This window comes from Streptomyces sp. NPDC002926, assembly GCF_053591755.1.
Window position 1 is genome coordinate 353,972 of record NZ_JBSFUK010000002.1, and the last position, 16,447, is coordinate 370,418.

Consider the following 16,447-nt stretch of genomic DNA (forward strand, 5'->3'; position numbering starts at 1 on the left):
TGCGCCCGGTCTCCGTCCTGCATCCTGGACGCGGCTTCCTGATGCACCTGTGTTGTATCTAAGCTGTGCGCATGCCCGCCGCCGCTCCCGCCGCAGAACGTGTCTACACCCACATCAAGCAAGCAGTCCTCGACCGCCGTTACGAGGGCGGCACCCTCCTCACCGAGGGCGAGCTGGCCGACGCGGTCGGCGTCTCGCGCACCCCCGTCCGCGAGGCGCTGCTCAAGCTCGAGGTCGAGGGTCTGATCAAGCTCTATCCGAAGAAGGGCGCACTCGTGCTCGCCGTCTCCGCGCAGGAGATCGCGGATGTGGTGGAGACCCGGCTGCTGGTCGAGGAGCACGCGGCCCGCAAGGCCGTACCGGCGTCACCGCGGTTGCTCGCCCGGCTCGAAGAGCTTCTTGAGCAGCAGAAGCGGCAGGGTGAGGCGGGTGACCTGGCGGCCGTCGCCGTCACCGACCGCTGTTTCCACGCCGAGATCGTGCGCAGCGGCGGCAATGAGATCCTCTCCCGCCTCTACGACCAACTCCGCGACCGCCAGCTGCGGATGGGCGTCGCCGTGATGCACTCCCACCCCGACCGGATCACCAAGAACGTCGCCGAACACAGCGAGATCCTCGAGGCACTGCGCGCCGGCGACCCGGACGCGGCAGCCGCGCTCGTGCACAGGCACGTCGGCTGGTTCAGCAATCTGGCACGGGGCGAGGTCCGATGAGCGCCTCCGCCGTCACGCTGCCCGGCGATCCACCCGGCGGCCGCCGCGCCGCCGCGGTGTGGGGCATCGGAGTCGCCGTCTACTTCGTCGCCGTCATCTTCCGTACGTCGCTGGGCGTCGCCGGCCTCGACGCCGCCGACCGCTTCGACGTCAACGCCTCCGCACTCTCCACCTTCTCCATCCTCCAGCTGCTGGTCTACGCCGGGATGCAGATACCCGTCGGCCTGATGGTCGACCGCCTGGGCACCAAGAAGGTCCTCACCCTCGGGGTGGTGCTGTTCACCGTCGGTCAGCTGGGCTTCGCGCTCTCCCCCTCGTACGGGACGGCACTCGCCTCGCGCGCGCTGCTCGGCTGCGGCGACGCCATGACCTTCATCAGCGTGCTGCGGCTCGGCTCGCGCTGGTTCCCGGCCCGGCGCGGACCGCTGATCGGGCAGGTCGCCGCGCTCTTCGGGATGGCGGGCAATCTCGTCTCGACGGTCCTCATCGCGCGGATGCTGCACGGGCTCGGCTGGACCGCCACGTTCGCGGGCAGCTCGGTGGCCGGACTGGTCGTGCTGGTGCTGCTGTCGCTCTTCCTCAAGGACCACCCGGAGGGACACGAGCCACCGCCCGCCCAGCACGCGGGATCCGCCTTCGTACGGAAGCAGATCGCCGAGTCCTGGCGTGAGCCCGGCACCCGGCTCGGTATGTGGGTGCACTTCACCACCCAGTTCCCCGCCATGGTGTTCCTGCTGCTGTGGGGGATGCCGTTCCTGGTCGAGGCGCAGGGTCTGTCCCGGGAGACCGCCGGCGAGCTGCTGACGCTGGTGGTGCTCTCCAACATGATGGTCGGGCTGGTGTACGGGCAGGTCATCGCGCGGCACCACGCGGCACGGGCCCCACTGGCCCTCGGCACGGTCGGCGCGACCGCACTGCTGTGGGCGACCACCCTCGCGTACCCGGGTGACCATGCCCCGATGTGGCTGCTGATCACCCTGTGCACGGTGCTCGGGGCGTGCGGGCCGGCGTCGATGATCGGGTTCGACTTCGCCCGGCCGGCCAATCCGCCGCAGCGGCAGGGGACGGCGTCGGGAATCGTCAACATGGGTGGTTTTGTAGCGTCGATGACGACGCTGCTGGCGGTCGGAGTGCTGCTGGACGTGACCGGCGACAACTACCGGATCGCGTTCTCGTCGGTGTTCGTGCTGGAGACGCTGGGCATCACGCAGATCCTGCGGCTGCGGGCACGCACGGCACGGCGCGAACGGGAGCGGCTGGTGGCCAGCCGGGTGGAGGCCGTGCACGTACCGGCGTGAGTGGTCCCGGGCGGACGACGGTGACCGAGTGGTTCCCGGCGGACGACGGTGGCCGCAGCCCGCCGACCGCTCGAGGTCGTCCCGGCCGCCTCGCCCGGCGGCCCTATGGCGTGACCGCGAACTCCCGCAGGATCGCCGCCGCCAGTTCCGCGTCACCGTCCACCTTGACCCGGTCCGAGACCGCGGTCGCCCGCACCCGGCCGCAGGCCAGCCGGTAGAAGGTCTCCCAGTCCAGCGCGAGGGTCACCACGGGGCCGAGCGAGGGCGCGCCGTCGACCGTGCCGCGGCCGTCCGCGTCCACCCGCACCGTACGGAGGAACTCGACCGGGCCGTGCACATCGAAGACGACGGCGGAGTTCGCCGGGGCGCCCGCGTCCTTGGCCACCACCTTGGGCAGGGCCTCCAGAAGGCAGTCACGGGCGACGTAGGCGCCGGGGGAGTCGAGGTTGCCCGGACTGCCCAGCGTCGAGCGCAGATCCTGCTCATGCACCCAGGTGTCGAACGCGCGCATCCGCATGGCCACTTCGAGAGTCTGCTCGGTGCCCAGCGGGGCGCGGACCATGGTGTCGGGGCCGCGGCTCTCATTGCGCAGCTGACGGGCCCGGCGGATGATCGTGTACTCCAGCTCCGAGGTCATCTCCGGCGCCGTGTGGTGCCGGCGCACATCCACCTGCATCTCCATGTAGCGCGCGAACTCGCTCTGCACATGGTAAAGATCACGCGGCAGTGTGTGGATGGGCCGCGGATCACCGAGCATCTCGCACTCCATGCCGATGACGTGCGAGACCAGGTCGCGCACGGACCAGCCGGGGCATGGGGTGGGCCGGTTCCACTCGCCCTCCACGAGCGGCTGCACCAGCTCGGCTATCGATTCAATGGAGTGGGTCCAGGCGTCGGCGTAGGTCTGGAGGCTGGGATGGACGGTCACGGGACCCCTCGGCGGTTCTGCGGTACGCGGGCTGGGCTGCTGACTGCTGGGCTGCGTGGGAGGCTCGGCAGTTAAGTTACGCTGCCGGACGGCACCCCGGCAGTGCTTTCGTGTGACGATCGTAGGCCCGTGATGACGGCTCGAATGCCAGGACGGTGGTAGTGTGCGCGCCTCCCTCATCCAGATCGCAGTAGACCCGGACGAATCGGTCAATTCGCGTAGGCGGCGTGTCGCCGCGCTCGTCCGGGAGCAGCGGGGCGCCGACCTGGTGGTGCTTCCCGAGTTGTGGCCCGTCGGAGCATTCGCCTATGACTCGTTCGCCGACGAGGCCGAATCGCGGGACGGTGCCACGTACGAGGTGATGGCCAAAGCCGCGAGCGACGCCGGAGTGTGGCTGCACGCGGGCTCCATCGTCGAGAGGGCGGCACCCGGCAGCGGCGCCGACGAGGGCTCCGGCACCCTCTACAACACCTCCCTCGTCCTCTCCCCCACCGGCGAACTGGTCCGCTCCTACCGGAAGATCCACCGCTTCGGCTTCGACAAGGGCGAGGCGGTGATGATGGGCGCGGGCGACGAACTCGTGACCGTCCCGCTGCCCGGGACGAAGTCGTCGCCGGGTCTCACCCTCGGCCTCGCGACCTGCTACGACCTGCGCTTTCCCGAGCTGTTCCGGGGGCTGGTGGACGCGGGTGCGCAGGCGTTCGTCGTCCCGGCGGGCTGGCCGGCCCGGCGCCGCGAGCACTGGACGCTGCTGGCCCGCGCCCGCGCCGTGGAGAACCAGGCGTACGTCCTGGCCTGCGGCACCGCGGGTACCCACGCCGGTGTCGAGCAGGCGGGGCACAGCATCGTGGTCGACCCCTGGGGCGAGATCCTGGCCGAGGCGGGCCCGGACGAGGAGGTCCTGAGCGTCGAGCTGGACCCGGCCAGGGTGGCGACGACACGGGAACAGTTCCCCGTGCTCAAGGACCGCCGGCTCGATTGAGGAGCGGGGTCGGGGGCGGAGCCCCGTCGGCGAGGTCTAGTCGTCGTCGCCCGCTCGCTCTTTCTCCGCCATGTGGATCACACAGACCGCGACCGCGATCATGAGCGCCGCGTCCGCGTCCTCCCGTACGACATTCACGGCGTACGTCTCCCGCACCCGGAACCACTGCCGGGAGATGTGCGCCAGCAGCTCGCCGTCGTACTCGACCGCGAACTCCCGGTCCAGGATCCGTCCGCTGACATCGAGCTCGGTGCCCTCGACGAGCGTCACGCGGTAGTGATTGCGCAGCAGTGACAGCCGCTTCCTGCGGATGGTGGCGAGCGGCGCGTCGTCGCGCTCGATGGTCATCGTGTCCCGCAGGCTCAGCAGCTTTTTGCGCAGCGTGATCAGGACGAGTCCGGTCGGATCCTTGAGCTCCAGGGTGTCGCGCAGGCTCAGTGCCTTGCCGTCGACGAGGAAGGCCTGGTTGCCGGAGTCGTCCTCGATCCAGTAGTCGTCGCCGATGGCGAAGATCTTGTCGCGCACGAGGTATTTCATGCCTGGAATGACTACCCCGCTCCGTGTTGTTGGATGGGGGTATGGCTACACGTGCACGCGTTCGGGCTCCCGAGCTGATCGGCAAGGGCGGCTGGCTCAATACGGGCGAGAAGCAGTACACCCTCGCTGACCTGCGAGGTCGTATCGTCGTTCTAGATTTCTGAAAATAGACTACAGAGCACCGAACGCTTCGCCAGACTGAGTGTGTGCACCAAGACACAATCTGTGATCTGTACCTCCGCCTGTCCCTCGAACGGGACGGCAAGACCGCCATCGAACGGCAGGAAGCCGACTGCCGTGCCTGGGCCGAACGCAACGGCCTCACCGTCCGCAAGGTCCACATAGACAGAGGGCGCTCCGGCTACAAGACCGTTGAGCGCAAGGGCTTCGACGCCGCGCTGGCGGCCGTCACGGCGGGCGTCGTCGGCACGCTGATCGTCTGGAAACTGGACCGCCTGTCCCGCAAGGGCATTGGCCAGGTGGGCAAGGTGCTGGACGGCATCGAGAAGGCCAGCGGCCGTCTCGTCTCGGTCGTGGACGGTCTCGACACCTCGAACGACTCGGCGCGCATGGTCGTCGCGATGCTCGCTGAGCTGGCCCGGTCCGAGTCGAAGAATCTCGGCACGCGTGTCGGGCACGCGAAGCGCTACCTCCGCAGCAAGGGGCAGTGGATCGGCGGACAGCCTCCGTACGGGCTGCTCGTCGACCCGAAGACCAAGAAGCTCGTCCACGACCCGGAGCACGCCGTCTACGCCCGCCTGATCGCGGACGAAGCGCTGGCTGGGACATCGTTGGTCAAGATCGCCCGGCTCCTCAACGAGTACGAGATCCTCTCGCCCAGGGGCGGGCAGTGGAACGCGGCCAGCATCATGCAGCTGCTGCGTTCGCCTGCGTTCGCCGGCCTGATGCCGGAGACCGAGAGCGTCGAGACAGATGACGGCGAGCGGAAGTACACGGGCAGGGTCTTCCCGTACCGCGATCCCGAGACGCTGGACACTGTCGAGATCGGCGAGGGGATCATCACGGTCGGAGAGCGCGAACAGATCATCCGCACGCTGGAGTCGAGAACGTTTGTGCACGCAGGAAAGCGGCGACCGAAGCCCGAAGGGACAGCGTTGCTTACGGGACTCGTCTACTGCGCGGTACCTGGCTGTGGTCGCCGGATGCACCGTGTGGGCGGCAGCTATCAGTGCATGGCCCGCCGTGCGGGCAACCAGTGCATCGGAGCGTCGGCGCTGGCTGAGGCCGTGGACAACTACGTGACTGAACAGTTCCTTACGAAGCTCCCAGCGCTTGAACCGGACGATCCGCTGCTCGTGGCGATTGCGGATCGATGGGTGCACCGCGTGGACCCGGAGACCTTCGCGAAACGTGATGCGCTTACTGCCGAGATCCAGGATGAGGAAGCCCGCTTGGCCGACCTAGAGGACGCTCGCTATGTGCGTGGGGAGTTCAGTGGCGCCGCAGCCGTAGATCGCTACAACAGGCTTTCAGAGCGCTTGAGGGGGCGTATCGAGGGGCTTCGCGCCGATCTCGGCGAACTCCCCATGCCGTCCGTGGACCTGACACCGATGCTCGACGGTCCGACCTTGCGCGAGGCGTGGGCAGACGCAACGAACGTAGACCGGCGCGATCGGTTGTCGCTTGCCATAGACCGGGTTGAGGTGAGCAAGGGAGTGCGCGGACAGCGGATCATCCCCGAGCAACGCATCCAGATCCATTGGGCGAAGCTGGCGGTCACAGTCGCCGCCACCTGAGCACCACGGCAAGCACCCCGTTACCCGGCCCCAGCTTGGAAGGCACGCCCTGTCTCCCGCTCTTCGAGCGCACCAGTCGGTTCCGCGCGTACTCGTGGTTCATCCCGGGCTGATCAGACGTATGGCTACACCGAAGCCGTCTTGCGCGCCGTGCAGCGCAGACGAGTGGTTCGCGCTCATGGTTGAGGAATCGGTCTTGCGGAACGGGATCGGCGGGCCGGATGTGCAGGAGGAACAGCTCATCTCCTCACGGTCGGCACTCTGCCCAGCGTCAGTCTGGGCGTGGTCCCCACGCGAAACGACCGCTCCCGGATGCCTGTGGAAGGGTTCTGGATCTTCGACACCGCGCAGGTCAACGTTGAGCTGGTCTCCGGCTACCTCACGCTGACCCAGCCCAGCGAGGTTGCCGCGTACGCGGACACGTTCACGGAGCTAGCCGACATGGTGGTCTACGGAGCGAAGGCCCGCGCTGATCACGAGCGCCGTTCAGGTATTCCGATGATGACCGTGGAACCTCGTGCAAGCTCCGACGTTTCTCGGCATGGAGCCGATGCGAGGAGCGGGGCCGTGAAGCGATCACGTATGCGCACCCGTCGCTCTCCCGTCGCAAGCCCTGCCTTGCACGTGTGATCCGGCGTTCATACCCGGATGGCAAGCTTGAAGCATGAACGATGCTGCCCCGGCGCCCACCCCCGCGCCCGCACCCCGTCGCGCCCGTGTTCGTGCCCCCGAGCTGATCGGCAAGGGTGGCTGGCTCAACACGGGGGGCCAAGAGCTCACCCTCGCCGACCTGCGAGGTAAGTGCGTTGTTGTCGATTTCTGGACATTTTGTTGCATTAACTGTCTGCATGTCCTGGACGAGTTGCGTGAGCTCGAGGAGAAGCACCGCGACACCCTGGTGATCATCGGGGTCCATTCGCCGAAGTTCGTGCACGAGGCCGACCACCAGGCCGTGGTCGATGCCGTCGAGCGCTACCAGGTGCACCACCCGGTGCTGGACGACCCCGAGCTGGCCACCTGGAAGCAGTACGCCGTCCGGGCCTGGCCGACCCTCGTCGTCATCGACCCCGAGGGCTATATCGTCGCTCAGCACGCCGGCGAGGGGCATGCCCACGCCATCGAGAAGCTGGTCGAGGAACTCGAGGCCGAGCACGCAGCGAAGGGGACGCTGCGGCGCGGTGACGGGCCGTATGTCGCGCCCGAGCCGGTCGCCACCGATCTGCGCTTCCCCGGCAAGGCGCTGCTGCTGCCCTCCGGCAACTTCCTTGTCTCCGACTCGACCCGGAATCAGCTGGTCGAGCTCGAGCCGGACGGTGAGAGCGTCGTACGGCGCATCAGTGGCAGTGGCAGTGGCGGCGGCGAGTTCAACGAGCCGCAGGGCCTCGCGCTGCTGCCCGACGGCCGGGTCGCGGTCGCGGACACCGTGAACCACACCATCCGCGCCTACGATCCGGAAACCGGGGCGGTCGAGACCCTCGCAGGCACCGGCAAGCAGTGGTGGCAAGGCTCGCCGACGAGCGGCCCGGCCCTCGATGTGTCGCTCTCCTCGCCGTGGGACGTGGCCTGGTGGGGCGGGAAGCTGTGGATCGCGATGGCGGGCGTCCACCAGCTGTGGACCTACGACCCGGCGGCCGGGACCGTGCAGGTCGGGGCCGGTACCACCAACGAAGGGCTGGTGGACGGGCCGGCGGCCGAGGCGTGGTTCGCGCAGCCGTCCGGGCTCGCGGCGACCGGGGACCGGCTGTGGATCGCCGACTCGGAGACCTCCGCGGTGCGCTGGATCGACCACGATCTGGTGGTGCACACGGCAGTCGGCACCGGCCTCTTCGACTTCGGGCACCGGGACGGTGCCGCCGGGCAGGCGCTGCTGCAGCATCCGCTGGGTGTCACCGCGCTGCCCGACGGGTCGGTCGCCATCAGCGACACCTACAACCATGCGCTGCGCCGCTTCGACCCCGCGAGCGGCGAAGTGACCACGCTCGCCACCGATCTGCGGGAGCCGAGCGGCGCCGTGCTGGCCGGCGACGACATCGTGGTGGTGGAGTCCGCCAGGCACCGGCTGACCCGGCTGCGGCTGCCGGAGGAGGCGGTGCGCGTCGAGGCCGTCGCCCACCGCACCCGGCGCGCCGCCACCGAGGTCGCCCCGGGCAGGCTCCGGCTGGACGTGGTCTTCCAGGCTCCGGCCGGACAGAAGCTCGACACCCGGTACGGCCCCTCGACCCGGCTGCTCGTCTCCTCGACCCCGCTCGGGCTGCTGAGGGGCGGCGAGGGCACGGGCACCGATCTCTCGCGCGAGCTGGAGATCGACCCGTCGGTCGCCGAGGGCGTACTGCATGTGTCGGCGATGGCGGCGTCCTGCGACGACGACCCGGAGAACGAGTACCCGGCCTGCCATATGCACCAGCAGGACTGGGGCGTTCCGGTGCGGGTGAGCGCCGAAGGGACGACGCGTCTGGGGCTCGTACTGGCCGGGATGGACGAGGGATAGCAGTCCGGGGAAGCGGCGGCCGACGAGCCGGGACGGTGGGGCCCTAGTGGAACATGCCCTGCTTCTCGGGCGGCCGGCCCGCCGCGCCGTCCAGACAGCCGGTCACCCACAGACCGGCGTCGTAGGTGGCCTTGCGCCCGCCCCGGCCGGCCGCCCGCAGCCGTTCGCAGCCGCCGGCCAGGAGGTTCTTCGCCTCCTGGCCGGTCGGGTCGTACTGCCTGATGCGGTTGCCCTGGATGAAGCCCGCTTCGTACGCGATGTCCTCTGCCCAGGGCGGCCGTTCGTTGTGCCGCTGGATCACCAGCCAGCAGCCGGCGAGCAGGACCGCGCCCGCCGAGGCGAGCACGAGGAACAGGGTGGCGCGCGACGGGCCGTGGTGGCGCGCATCGACCGCCGGATGACCGAGCAGAACCATGTGCACCACCGTGCCCGGCCGGGCCTTTCCCGGATGTTTCGCGAACAGGCCAACACCCGCCCGCCCCGGCAGGGTTACTTCACGTCGACGTAGCCCGAGACCTTCGCGTTCATCAGGTGATTCGAGTCGGTGTCGATGTGCAGCGCGAAGATCGTGCCGTCGCCCCGCTCCTTGAAGCTCTTCCTGAACGTGCCGTTGGCCGCGGTCGTCACCTCGCCCAGCAGGTACGACTCCTTCGGCCTGGCCTTGGGCGAGAAGAAGATCATCACCTTCCTGCCGCCGTACGCCTTCCAGGCCGGTGCGGCGTGCTGCAGCGTGCCGGAGACGGCGATCGCGCCGCGCTTCTTGACCTTCGGCGTGACCTTGTAGTCCTTTATGCGGGTCGGGATGAGGCTCGCCTTGAGGACTGGGCTCACCGAACCCCGCACGTTCGTGGAGCCGGAGTAGACCGCGCGGTAGTGGCCGGACGCCGGTGCGGGGATGTCCGCCCGGAAGTACCTGTCCTCGGTGAGCGCCAGCGTCTTGAGCTTCGTCCAGCCGTCCTTGCCGTTCCTGGACACCTGGATGTCGAGCTTGTTGTGCGGTCGCGGAGCGCCCTGGACGTCCAGCAGACCGGACACGGTCAGCTTCGAGTCGAAGCCGAGCTTGATCTCGAACTGGTCGATGGAGCTGTAGCCGGTGGTGCGGAAGGTGAGCGGGACGCTCGGCTTGTTGGAGAACCAGTCGCCGTAGCCCACCTTCAGCTGCCGCTTGTCGCCCGCGAAGGGGATCTTCGTCTCGAGGCTGAAACGCCCGTCCTCGGCGGTGACGGCGCTCCCCTCCCATGTCCCCGCCGCGTTCACGACCTCCACGTCCGCGTAATTCGTCGTCTTCCAGACGCCGTTGAGTTCGTACTCGACCTTGCCGGTGACCTTGACCGGCGCGCCGAACGTGCCGCTGAAGTCGGACTTGTCGAGCGTGACGCGGGCGGGCAGGCCCTTGGGCGCGACCTGCAGCGGCTCGCTCGACAGGTTCCCGTAGTACGCACGGACCGGACTGGGCCCGGAGTCCGCGATGAACCAGTCGGAGAACCTGCCGTCCGCGTCCGTCCTCACCGTCTCGACGTAGGACCCGTTGTGGATGCGCACGCTCGAACCGGCGACGGGCTTGCTCTCGTGCGTGATGGGCTGCCACTCGGCGAGCCGGCCGCTCGCGGTGACCTTCTGGTCGTCGACGGTCGGCCGGGGCCGGTCGACGCCGAATTCCTGGAAGTACTTCCTGGCCGTGTAGTCGTAGGTGCCGACGTCCTTGAGGGTCGTCTCGTCGCCGTCGGACTCCCTGACGATCAGGTCGACGGCGAATACGCCGGTGATCTCGAGCTTGACGTCCTTCTTGGTGATCCAGTCGCCCGTCCTCCTGTCGCCCGACGCGAGCTCGAAGTCATGGACCCACTCGACGGCAACGTTCTCGCCCGGCTTGTGGACGACGGCGCTGATGCCCGTCACGTCGCTGTCGGTCAACAGGTCGTCGACGAAGAGGCGGCCGAACTGCTTGTCGTGGCCGGAGACCTTGAGGGCGGTCGGCCCCGCGGCGGCGACGGCGGTGACGGGCACCGCGAGTACACCCAGTACCACAGAGGCGGACAGGGCAAAGGAAATGCTGCGCTTCACGTGTGCGTCCCCCCGGACGATTCGAGGGGCGCGTGAGAGAAGAGAAAACAAAGTGGTCAATGAGACGCGCCCCGAACCCCCATGCTAAGCGGGCCCGGGGCGTGTCGGACAACGGACCTGTCAGTCCGTCAGGAATGACACCAGCGCGTTCGCCAGCAGATACGGGTCCTTCGCGCCGCACAGCTCGCGCGCACTGTGCATCGACAGGATCGCGACGCCGATGTCGACGGTCTGGATGCCGTGCCGGGCGGCGGTGATCGGGCCGATGGTCGTGCCGCAGGGCATCGCGTTGTTCGACACGAACGTCTGCCACGGCACATCGGCCCGCTCGCAGGCCGCGGCGAAGACGGCCCGGCCGCTGCCGTCGGTGGCGTACCGCTGGTTCACGTTGACCTTGAGGATCGGGCCGCCGTTGGCGCGCGGGTGGTGCGTCGGGTCGTGGCGCTCCGCGTAGTTGGGGTGGACGGCGTGGCCGGTGTCGGAGGACAGGCACACCGTGCCCGCGAAGGCGCGCGCCTTGTCCTCGTACGCACCGCCGCGCGCGAACACCGAGCGCTCCAGCACATTGCCGAGCAGCGGGCCGTCGGCGCCGGTGTCGGCCTGTGAGCCGTTCTCCTCGTGGTCGAAGGCGGCGAGCACCGGGATGTACGGCAGGTCCCCCGACTCGGCGGCCGCGGCGAGCGCGGCCGTGCCCGCGTGCACCGACAGCAGGTTGTCCATCCGCGGCCCGGCCACCAGCTCCTGGTCACGGCCCAGATAGGCGGGCGGCTCGATGGAGTGCACCATCAGGTCCCAGCCGGCGACCTCGCCCTGCGCGAGCCCCGCCTCCTGCTCCAGGAACCGGATCAGGTCGCCCTCCTCGACGTTGCCGAGGCCCCAGATCGGCTGGAGGTGCTTCTGCCGGTCGAGCTTGAGCCCGTCGGTGTTGACGGAGCGGTCCAGGTGGACGGCGAGCTGCGGTACGCGCAGCAGCGCCCGGTCGATGTTGACCAGGCGGTGGCTGCCGTCGCGCAGGGTGAGCCGGCCCGCGAGACCCAGATCCCGGTCCAGCCAGGTGTTGAGCAGCGTCCCGCCGTAGACCTCGACGGCGATCTGGCGCCAGCCGTACGCCCCGGTGTCCGGCTCCGGCTTCACCCGCAGATTCGGGGAGTCGGTGTGGGCGCCGACGATCCGGAAGGGGGTGTGGGCCTGAGCGCCCTCGGGCACGTACCAGGCGATGATCGCCCCGCCGCGCAGCACGTACTTGCCGCCGGTGGTGCCGTCCCAGGCATCCGTCTCCAGCACCTGGCGGAAGCCGTCCTTCTCCAGCCGCGCGGCCGCGTTGGCCACCGCGTGGTACGGCGAAGGGCTCGCCGCGAGGAAGGTCATCATGTCGTCGGTGTGGCCGCGGTCGAAGCGGGCGGGTGTGCTCATGGGGTTCACCTTAACGAGGGGCGTGCGCGGGGCGGCGGCTGCCGAATCATGGGTCAGCAGCCGGAGCCGGGCATGGAGACGGCCCGCCCCCGGAGAGGGGGCGGGCCGCTTCACTGCACAGGCTGTGGACGCGCCGCGCGGTCTGGAACAGGAACTGCGGCGCGGATCAGAACGCGGCCTCGTCCAGCTCCATCAGGGAGTTGTCGACGGTCTCGGCGAGCGCCCGCTCGGCGGAGACGCCCGGCAGGACGTTGGCGGCGAAGAACTTCGCGGCCGCGATCTTGCCCTGGTAGAACGGGACATCCTTGGCGGCCGCGGTCTCGAGCTTCTCCGCGGCGACGGCCGCGCCGCGCAGCAGCAGGTAGCCGACGACCACATCGCCGGAGGCCATCAGCAGGCGGGTGGTGTTGAGGCCCACCTTGTAGATGTTCCTGACGTCCTCGCCGGTGGCGATGAGGTCGTTCGTCATCGTGCCGACGATCGCCTCGAGGTCGACGGCGGCCTTGGCGAGCGCGTCGCGGGCCGGGGCCAGCTCCTCGCCGCCGGTACCGACCGCCAGGAACTTCTTGATCTCCTCGGAGAGGGTGTTCAGCGCCTGGCCCTGGTCGCGGACGATCTTCCGGAAGAAGTAGTCCTGGCCCTGGATGGCCGTGGTGCCCTCGTAGAGGGTGTCGATCTTGGCGTCCCGGATGTACTGCTCGACCGGGTACTCCTGGAGGTAGCCGGAGCCGCCGAAGGTCTGCAGCGACTGGGCCAGCTGCTCGTACGACCTCTCGGAGCCGTAGCCCTTCACGATCGGCAGCAGCAGGTCGTTGAGGGCGACGAGCGACTTGGCGTCCTCGCCCGCGGCCTCCTTGAGGGCGATCTCGTCCTGGACCGACGCGGTGTACAGCACCAGGGCGCGCATGCCCTCGGCGTACGCCTTCTGCGTCATCAGCGAACGGCGCACATCGGGGTGGTGAGTGATGGTGACCTTGGGCGCGGTCTTGTCCGCGAAGTTCACCAGGTCCTGGCCCTGGACGCGCTCCTTGGCGTACTCCAGTGCGTTGAGGTAGCCGGTCGACAGGGTCGCGATGGCCTTCGTGCCGACCATCATCCGGGCGAACTCGATGATCATGAACATCTGGCGGATGCCGTCGTGCTTGTCGCCGATCAGCCAGCCCTTGGCGGGGTGCTGGTCGCCGAAGGTCATCTCGCAGGTGTTGGAGGCCTTGAGACCCATCTTGTGCTCGACGTTCGTGGCGTAGACGCCGTTGCGCTCGCCCAGCTCGCCGGTCTCCCAGTCGAAGTGGAACTTCGGCACGAGGAAGAGCGACAGACCCTTGGTGCCGGGGCCGTGGCCCTCGGGGCGGGCCAGCACGTAGTGAAGGATGTTCTCCTCCATGTCGTGCTCACCGGAGGTGATGAAGCGCTTCACACCCTCGATGTGCCAGGAGCCGTCCGGCTGCTCGACGGCCTTGGTGCGGCCGGCGCCGACGTCCGAGCCGGCGTCCGGCTCGGTGAGCACCATGGTGGAGCCCCAGCGCTTCTCGACGGCTATCTCGGCGACCTTCTTCTGCGCCTCGTTGCCCTCCTCGAAGAGGATGCCGGCGAAGGCCGGACCCGAGGAGTACATCCAGATGGCCGGGTTCGAGCCGAGCAGCAGCTCCGCGTACGACCAGATCAGGGAGCGCGGGGAGGTGGTGCCGCCGATCTCCTCGGGCAGGCCGAGGCGCCAGTACTCGGAGTCCATGAAGGCCTGGTAGCTCTTCTTGAAGGACGCCGGGACGGGCGCGGTGTTGGTGGCGGGGTCGAAGACCGGCGGGTTGCGGTCGGAGTCCGCGAAGGATTCGGCCAGCTCGTTCTCGGCGAGGCGGGCGATCTCTTCGAGGATCGACTTGGCGGTGTCGACATCCATCTCCGCGAACGGGCCGGTGCCGTACAGCTTGTCGCGCCCGAGGACCTCGAAGAGGTTGAACTCGATGTCGCGGAGATTCGACTTGTAGTGCCCCATGGCGACGGCTCCGTAAAGATCGGGAGGCGGATGGATCATCCACGTACCAGTAAGTAGCTACGATGATGCTACCCGTCGGTAATAAGAAGCAACCCCTATTGGGCTATCTGTGACATGGCTCGCTGCGGGGCCCTGTCCGAGCATGCCGGGCGAAGGCGGTCCCTGTCCGCGGTTCGCGGGGGATTGGTGAGCAACAGCGGGTGGTCAAGGGGGCGGTGGCGTTCATGGCCCGAAGCCGACCGGGGCTGTTGTGCGCGTAACCGGCGTCGGGCTGTCGACCGGGTGACGTGGTCCGGCCCACCGGACTCGGCTGCCTCGGTACTCTTGCGGGCATGTACGGCTACGACCAGAATCCGGGCGCCCAGCAGCAGTACGTGCCCCAGCAGCCCTCCTACGGGGAGCAGCCGCTGTACCCCGAGCCGTCGCCGCCCTCGCTCGCCGACGCGGTGCGGGCCTTCACCACCGCGTCGCTGTCCGCGGAGGACTTCCAGCAGATCTTCGCGACCTCGAAGGTCTACTGCCCGCGCGGTGACAACCCCGGGTTCCTGGCGCTGCACAACACCCAGCAACCTGTCATCCCGATGTTCACCTCGCTCAAGGAGCTGCGCAGATACGCGGGCAAGGAGTCGAAGTACTTCGTGATCACGGGCGCGGAGGTGATCGACCTGCTGCCGACCGGGTACGGCTTCGTTCTCGACATGGAGGGTGATCACCGGATGGTCTTCGACGCGAAGGCCGTGGAGCAGATGGTGGACTTCGCGATGCGGCGGATGTACGGCTGACGATCGGGTGTGCGGCTGGACGGGTCCGGATCTCTGGGCGCCCGGGAGGAATTCCTCCCGGGCGTCGTGCGTTCCAGGTGACAAGAAGTTCAGTCTTCAACTAAACTGGTCGCACAAGGAGGTCCCGTCATGCCCGCAGTGACTGTCGAGAACCCGCTCACCCTGCCGCGCGTCTCCGCGTCGGCCGGGGCCGTGCCGCGCCCCGTGCTCGCCGTGACAACGGCGCCGGGGGGCTTCGAGGGGGAGGGCTTCCCGGTGCGACGTGCGTTCGCCGGGATCAACTACCAGTACCTCGACCCATTCATCATGATGGACCAGATGGGCGAGGTGGAGTACGCGCCCGGCGAGCCGAAGGGCACGCCGTGGCATCCGCACCGTGGCTTCGAGACGGTCACGTACCTGATCGACGGAACCTTCGTCCACCAGGACAGCAACGGCGGCGGCGGAACCATCCAGAACGGCGACACCCAGTGGATGACAGCGGGCTCGGGCCTGCTTCATATCGAGGCGCCGCCGGAGTCGCTGGTCGCATCGGGCGGTCTGTTCCACGGGCTCCAGCTCTGGGTGAACCTGCCGGCGAGCGACAAGATGATGGACCCCAGGTACCAGGACATCCGCGGCGGCCAGGTCCAGCTGTTGACCTCGCCGGACGGGGGTGCGCTGCTGCGGGTCATCGCGGGTGAGCTCGACGGGCACGAGGGCCCGGGCATCACGCACACGCCGATCACGATGATCCACGCGACGCTGCGGCCGGGTGCGGAGATCACGCTGCCGTGGCGCGAGGACTTCAACGGTCTGGCGTATGTGCTGGCGGGTCGCGGTGCGGTGGGTACGGACCGGCGTCCGGTGCACAAGGGCCAGACGGCGGTGTTCGGGGCGGGCGGGTCTCTCACGGTCCGCGCGGACGAGTCCCAGGACTCGAACAGCCCGGACCTGGAGGTCGTACTGCTGGGCGGGCGCCCGATCCGGGAGCCGATGGCGCACTACGGTCCGTTCGTGATGAACAACCGCGCGGAGCTGCAGCAGGCCATGGACGACTTCCAGGCGGGCCGCCTGGGCACGGTCCCGGTGGGACGGGGCTGAGACCTTGCCCATGACGGGGTGATCACCCCCATGACGGGGTGATCGCCGGGGGGTGCGGCGGTTCGCCGGTGGAAACCACCCACCGACGTCCCCCGGGGCCCACGAGACCGGGTGATCACCGGGGGGTGCGGCGGTTCGCCGGTGGAAACCACCCACCGGAGAGCAACCACCAACGCCCCCGGCCCAGGCTCACCACATGATCGGGTGACTGCGCACCCGGCCCAGGCTCACCACATGACCGGACGACTGCGCCCCCGCGCACGGGACCGGGTGATCACCGGGGGGTGTGCCGGTTCGCCGGTGGAAACCACTCGCCGACGTCCCCCGGGGCCCACGAGACCGGGTGATCACCGGGGGGTGCGGCGGTTCGCCGGTGGAAACCACCCACCGGAGAGCAACCACCAACGCC

The 16,447-nt window shown here is 68.7% G+C and carries 13 protein-coding genes and 2 pseudogenes; 9 read left to right on the plus strand and 6 right to left on the minus strand.

Features of this window, described 5'->3' with window-relative positions:
* Positions 1-71 precede the first annotated feature (71 nt).
* Together ACWDZ6_RS04910 and ACWDZ6_RS04915 are read left to right on the plus strand one after the other, a co-directional pair.
* Positions 72-713: a GntR family transcriptional regulator gene (locus ACWDZ6_RS04910; protein ID WP_326651254.1), complete on the plus strand. Its 642-nt coding sequence runs from the start codon at positions 72-74 to the stop codon at positions 711-713.
* Complete coding sequence (locus tag ACWDZ6_RS04915) at positions 710-2,011, plus strand: MFS transporter (protein WP_451501687.1); 1,302 nt, start codon at positions 710-712, stop codon at positions 2,009-2,011. Before ACWDZ6_RS04910 ends, ACWDZ6_RS04915 begins: the two co-directional genes overlap by 4 nt.
* Positions 2,012-2,114: 103 nt before the next feature.
* Here the strand turns inward: ACWDZ6_RS04915 and ACWDZ6_RS04920 are convergent, their stop codons facing one another.
* Complete coding sequence (locus ACWDZ6_RS04920; protein WP_451501688.1) at positions 2,115-2,939, minus strand: maleylpyruvate isomerase family mycothiol-dependent enzyme; 825 nt, start codon at positions 2,937-2,939, stop codon at positions 2,115-2,117.
* A 163-nt stretch (positions 2,940-3,102) separates the two neighbouring features.
* Between ACWDZ6_RS04920 and ACWDZ6_RS04925 the strand changes: the two genes are divergently transcribed.
* Positions 3,103-3,921, plus strand: a complete 819-nt coding sequence (locus tag ACWDZ6_RS04925; RefSeq protein WP_451501689.1) for a carbon-nitrogen family hydrolase — start codon at positions 3,103-3,105, stop codon at positions 3,919-3,921.
* 36 nt (positions 3,922-3,957) lie between these two features.
* Here the strand turns inward: ACWDZ6_RS04925 and ACWDZ6_RS04930 are convergent, their stop codons facing one another.
* Positions 3,958-4,458, minus strand: coding sequence for an LURP-one-related/scramblase family protein (locus ACWDZ6_RS04930; protein ID WP_326651258.1), 501 nt, complete (start codon positions 4,456-4,458; stop codon positions 3,958-3,960).
* A 41-nt stretch (positions 4,459-4,499) separates the two neighbouring features.
* Here ACWDZ6_RS04930 and ACWDZ6_RS04935 point away from each other — a divergent pair.
* From ACWDZ6_RS04935 to ACWDZ6_RS04950, 4 genes and pseudogenes are all read left to right on the plus strand, one after another.
* A pseudogene (locus tag ACWDZ6_RS04935) lies at positions 4,500-4,619 on the plus strand (thioredoxin-like domain-containing protein); the annotation flags it as partial.
* Positions 4,620-4,664: 45 nt separating this feature from the next.
* Positions 4,665-6,215, plus strand: coding sequence for a recombinase family protein (locus ACWDZ6_RS04940; protein ID WP_451501690.1), 1,551 nt, complete (start codon positions 4,665-4,667; stop codon positions 6,213-6,215).
* 53 nt (positions 6,216-6,268) lie between these two features.
* Positions 6,269-6,686 (plus strand): annotated as a pseudogene (locus ACWDZ6_RS04945) (Scr1 family TA system antitoxin-like transcriptional regulator); the annotation flags it as partial.
* Positions 6,687-6,879: 193 nt separating this feature from the next.
* Complete coding sequence (locus tag ACWDZ6_RS04950) at positions 6,880-8,703, plus strand: NHL domain-containing thioredoxin family protein (protein ID WP_451501691.1); 1,824 nt, start codon at positions 6,880-6,882, stop codon at positions 8,701-8,703.
* Positions 8,704-8,746: 43 nt separating this feature from the next.
* Here ACWDZ6_RS04950 and ACWDZ6_RS04955 read toward each other — a convergent pair whose 3' ends face one another.
* From ACWDZ6_RS04955 to ACWDZ6_RS04970, 4 genes are all read right to left on the minus strand, one after another.
* Complete coding sequence (locus ACWDZ6_RS04955; RefSeq protein WP_451501692.1) at positions 8,747-9,118, minus strand: hypothetical protein; 372 nt, start codon at positions 9,116-9,118, stop codon at positions 8,747-8,749.
* A 74-nt stretch (positions 9,119-9,192) separates the two neighbouring features.
* Positions 9,193-10,767, minus strand: a complete 1,575-nt coding sequence (locus tag ACWDZ6_RS04960; RefSeq protein ID WP_451501693.1) for a hypothetical protein — start codon at positions 10,765-10,767, stop codon at positions 9,193-9,195.
* A gap of 120 nt (positions 10,768-10,887) precedes the next feature.
* On the minus strand, positions 10,888-12,180 hold the full coding sequence (locus tag ACWDZ6_RS04965) for a M18 family aminopeptidase (RefSeq protein WP_451501694.1): 1,293 nt from the start codon (positions 12,178-12,180) through the stop codon (positions 10,888-10,890).
* Between the two features lie 166 nt (positions 12,181-12,346).
* Positions 12,347-14,173, minus strand: coding sequence for an acyl-CoA dehydrogenase (locus ACWDZ6_RS04970; RefSeq protein WP_451501914.1), 1,827 nt, complete (start codon positions 14,171-14,173; stop codon positions 12,347-12,349).
* 332 nt (positions 14,174-14,505) lie between these two features.
* Between ACWDZ6_RS04970 and ACWDZ6_RS04975 the strand changes: the two genes are divergently transcribed.
* Positions 14,506-14,955 (plus strand): SseB family protein, encoded by a 450-nt coding sequence (locus tag ACWDZ6_RS04975; RefSeq protein WP_326651263.1) that lies wholly within the window; start codon positions 14,506-14,508, stop codon positions 14,953-14,955.
* A gap of 129 nt (positions 14,956-15,084) precedes the next feature.
* The gene (locus tag ACWDZ6_RS04980) at positions 15,085-16,038 is read left to right on the plus strand and encodes a pirin family protein (RefSeq protein ID WP_451501695.1); all 954 of its coding nucleotides are present in this window, start codon (positions 15,085-15,087) and stop codon (positions 16,036-16,038) included.
* Positions 16,039-16,447 lie beyond the last annotated feature (409 nt).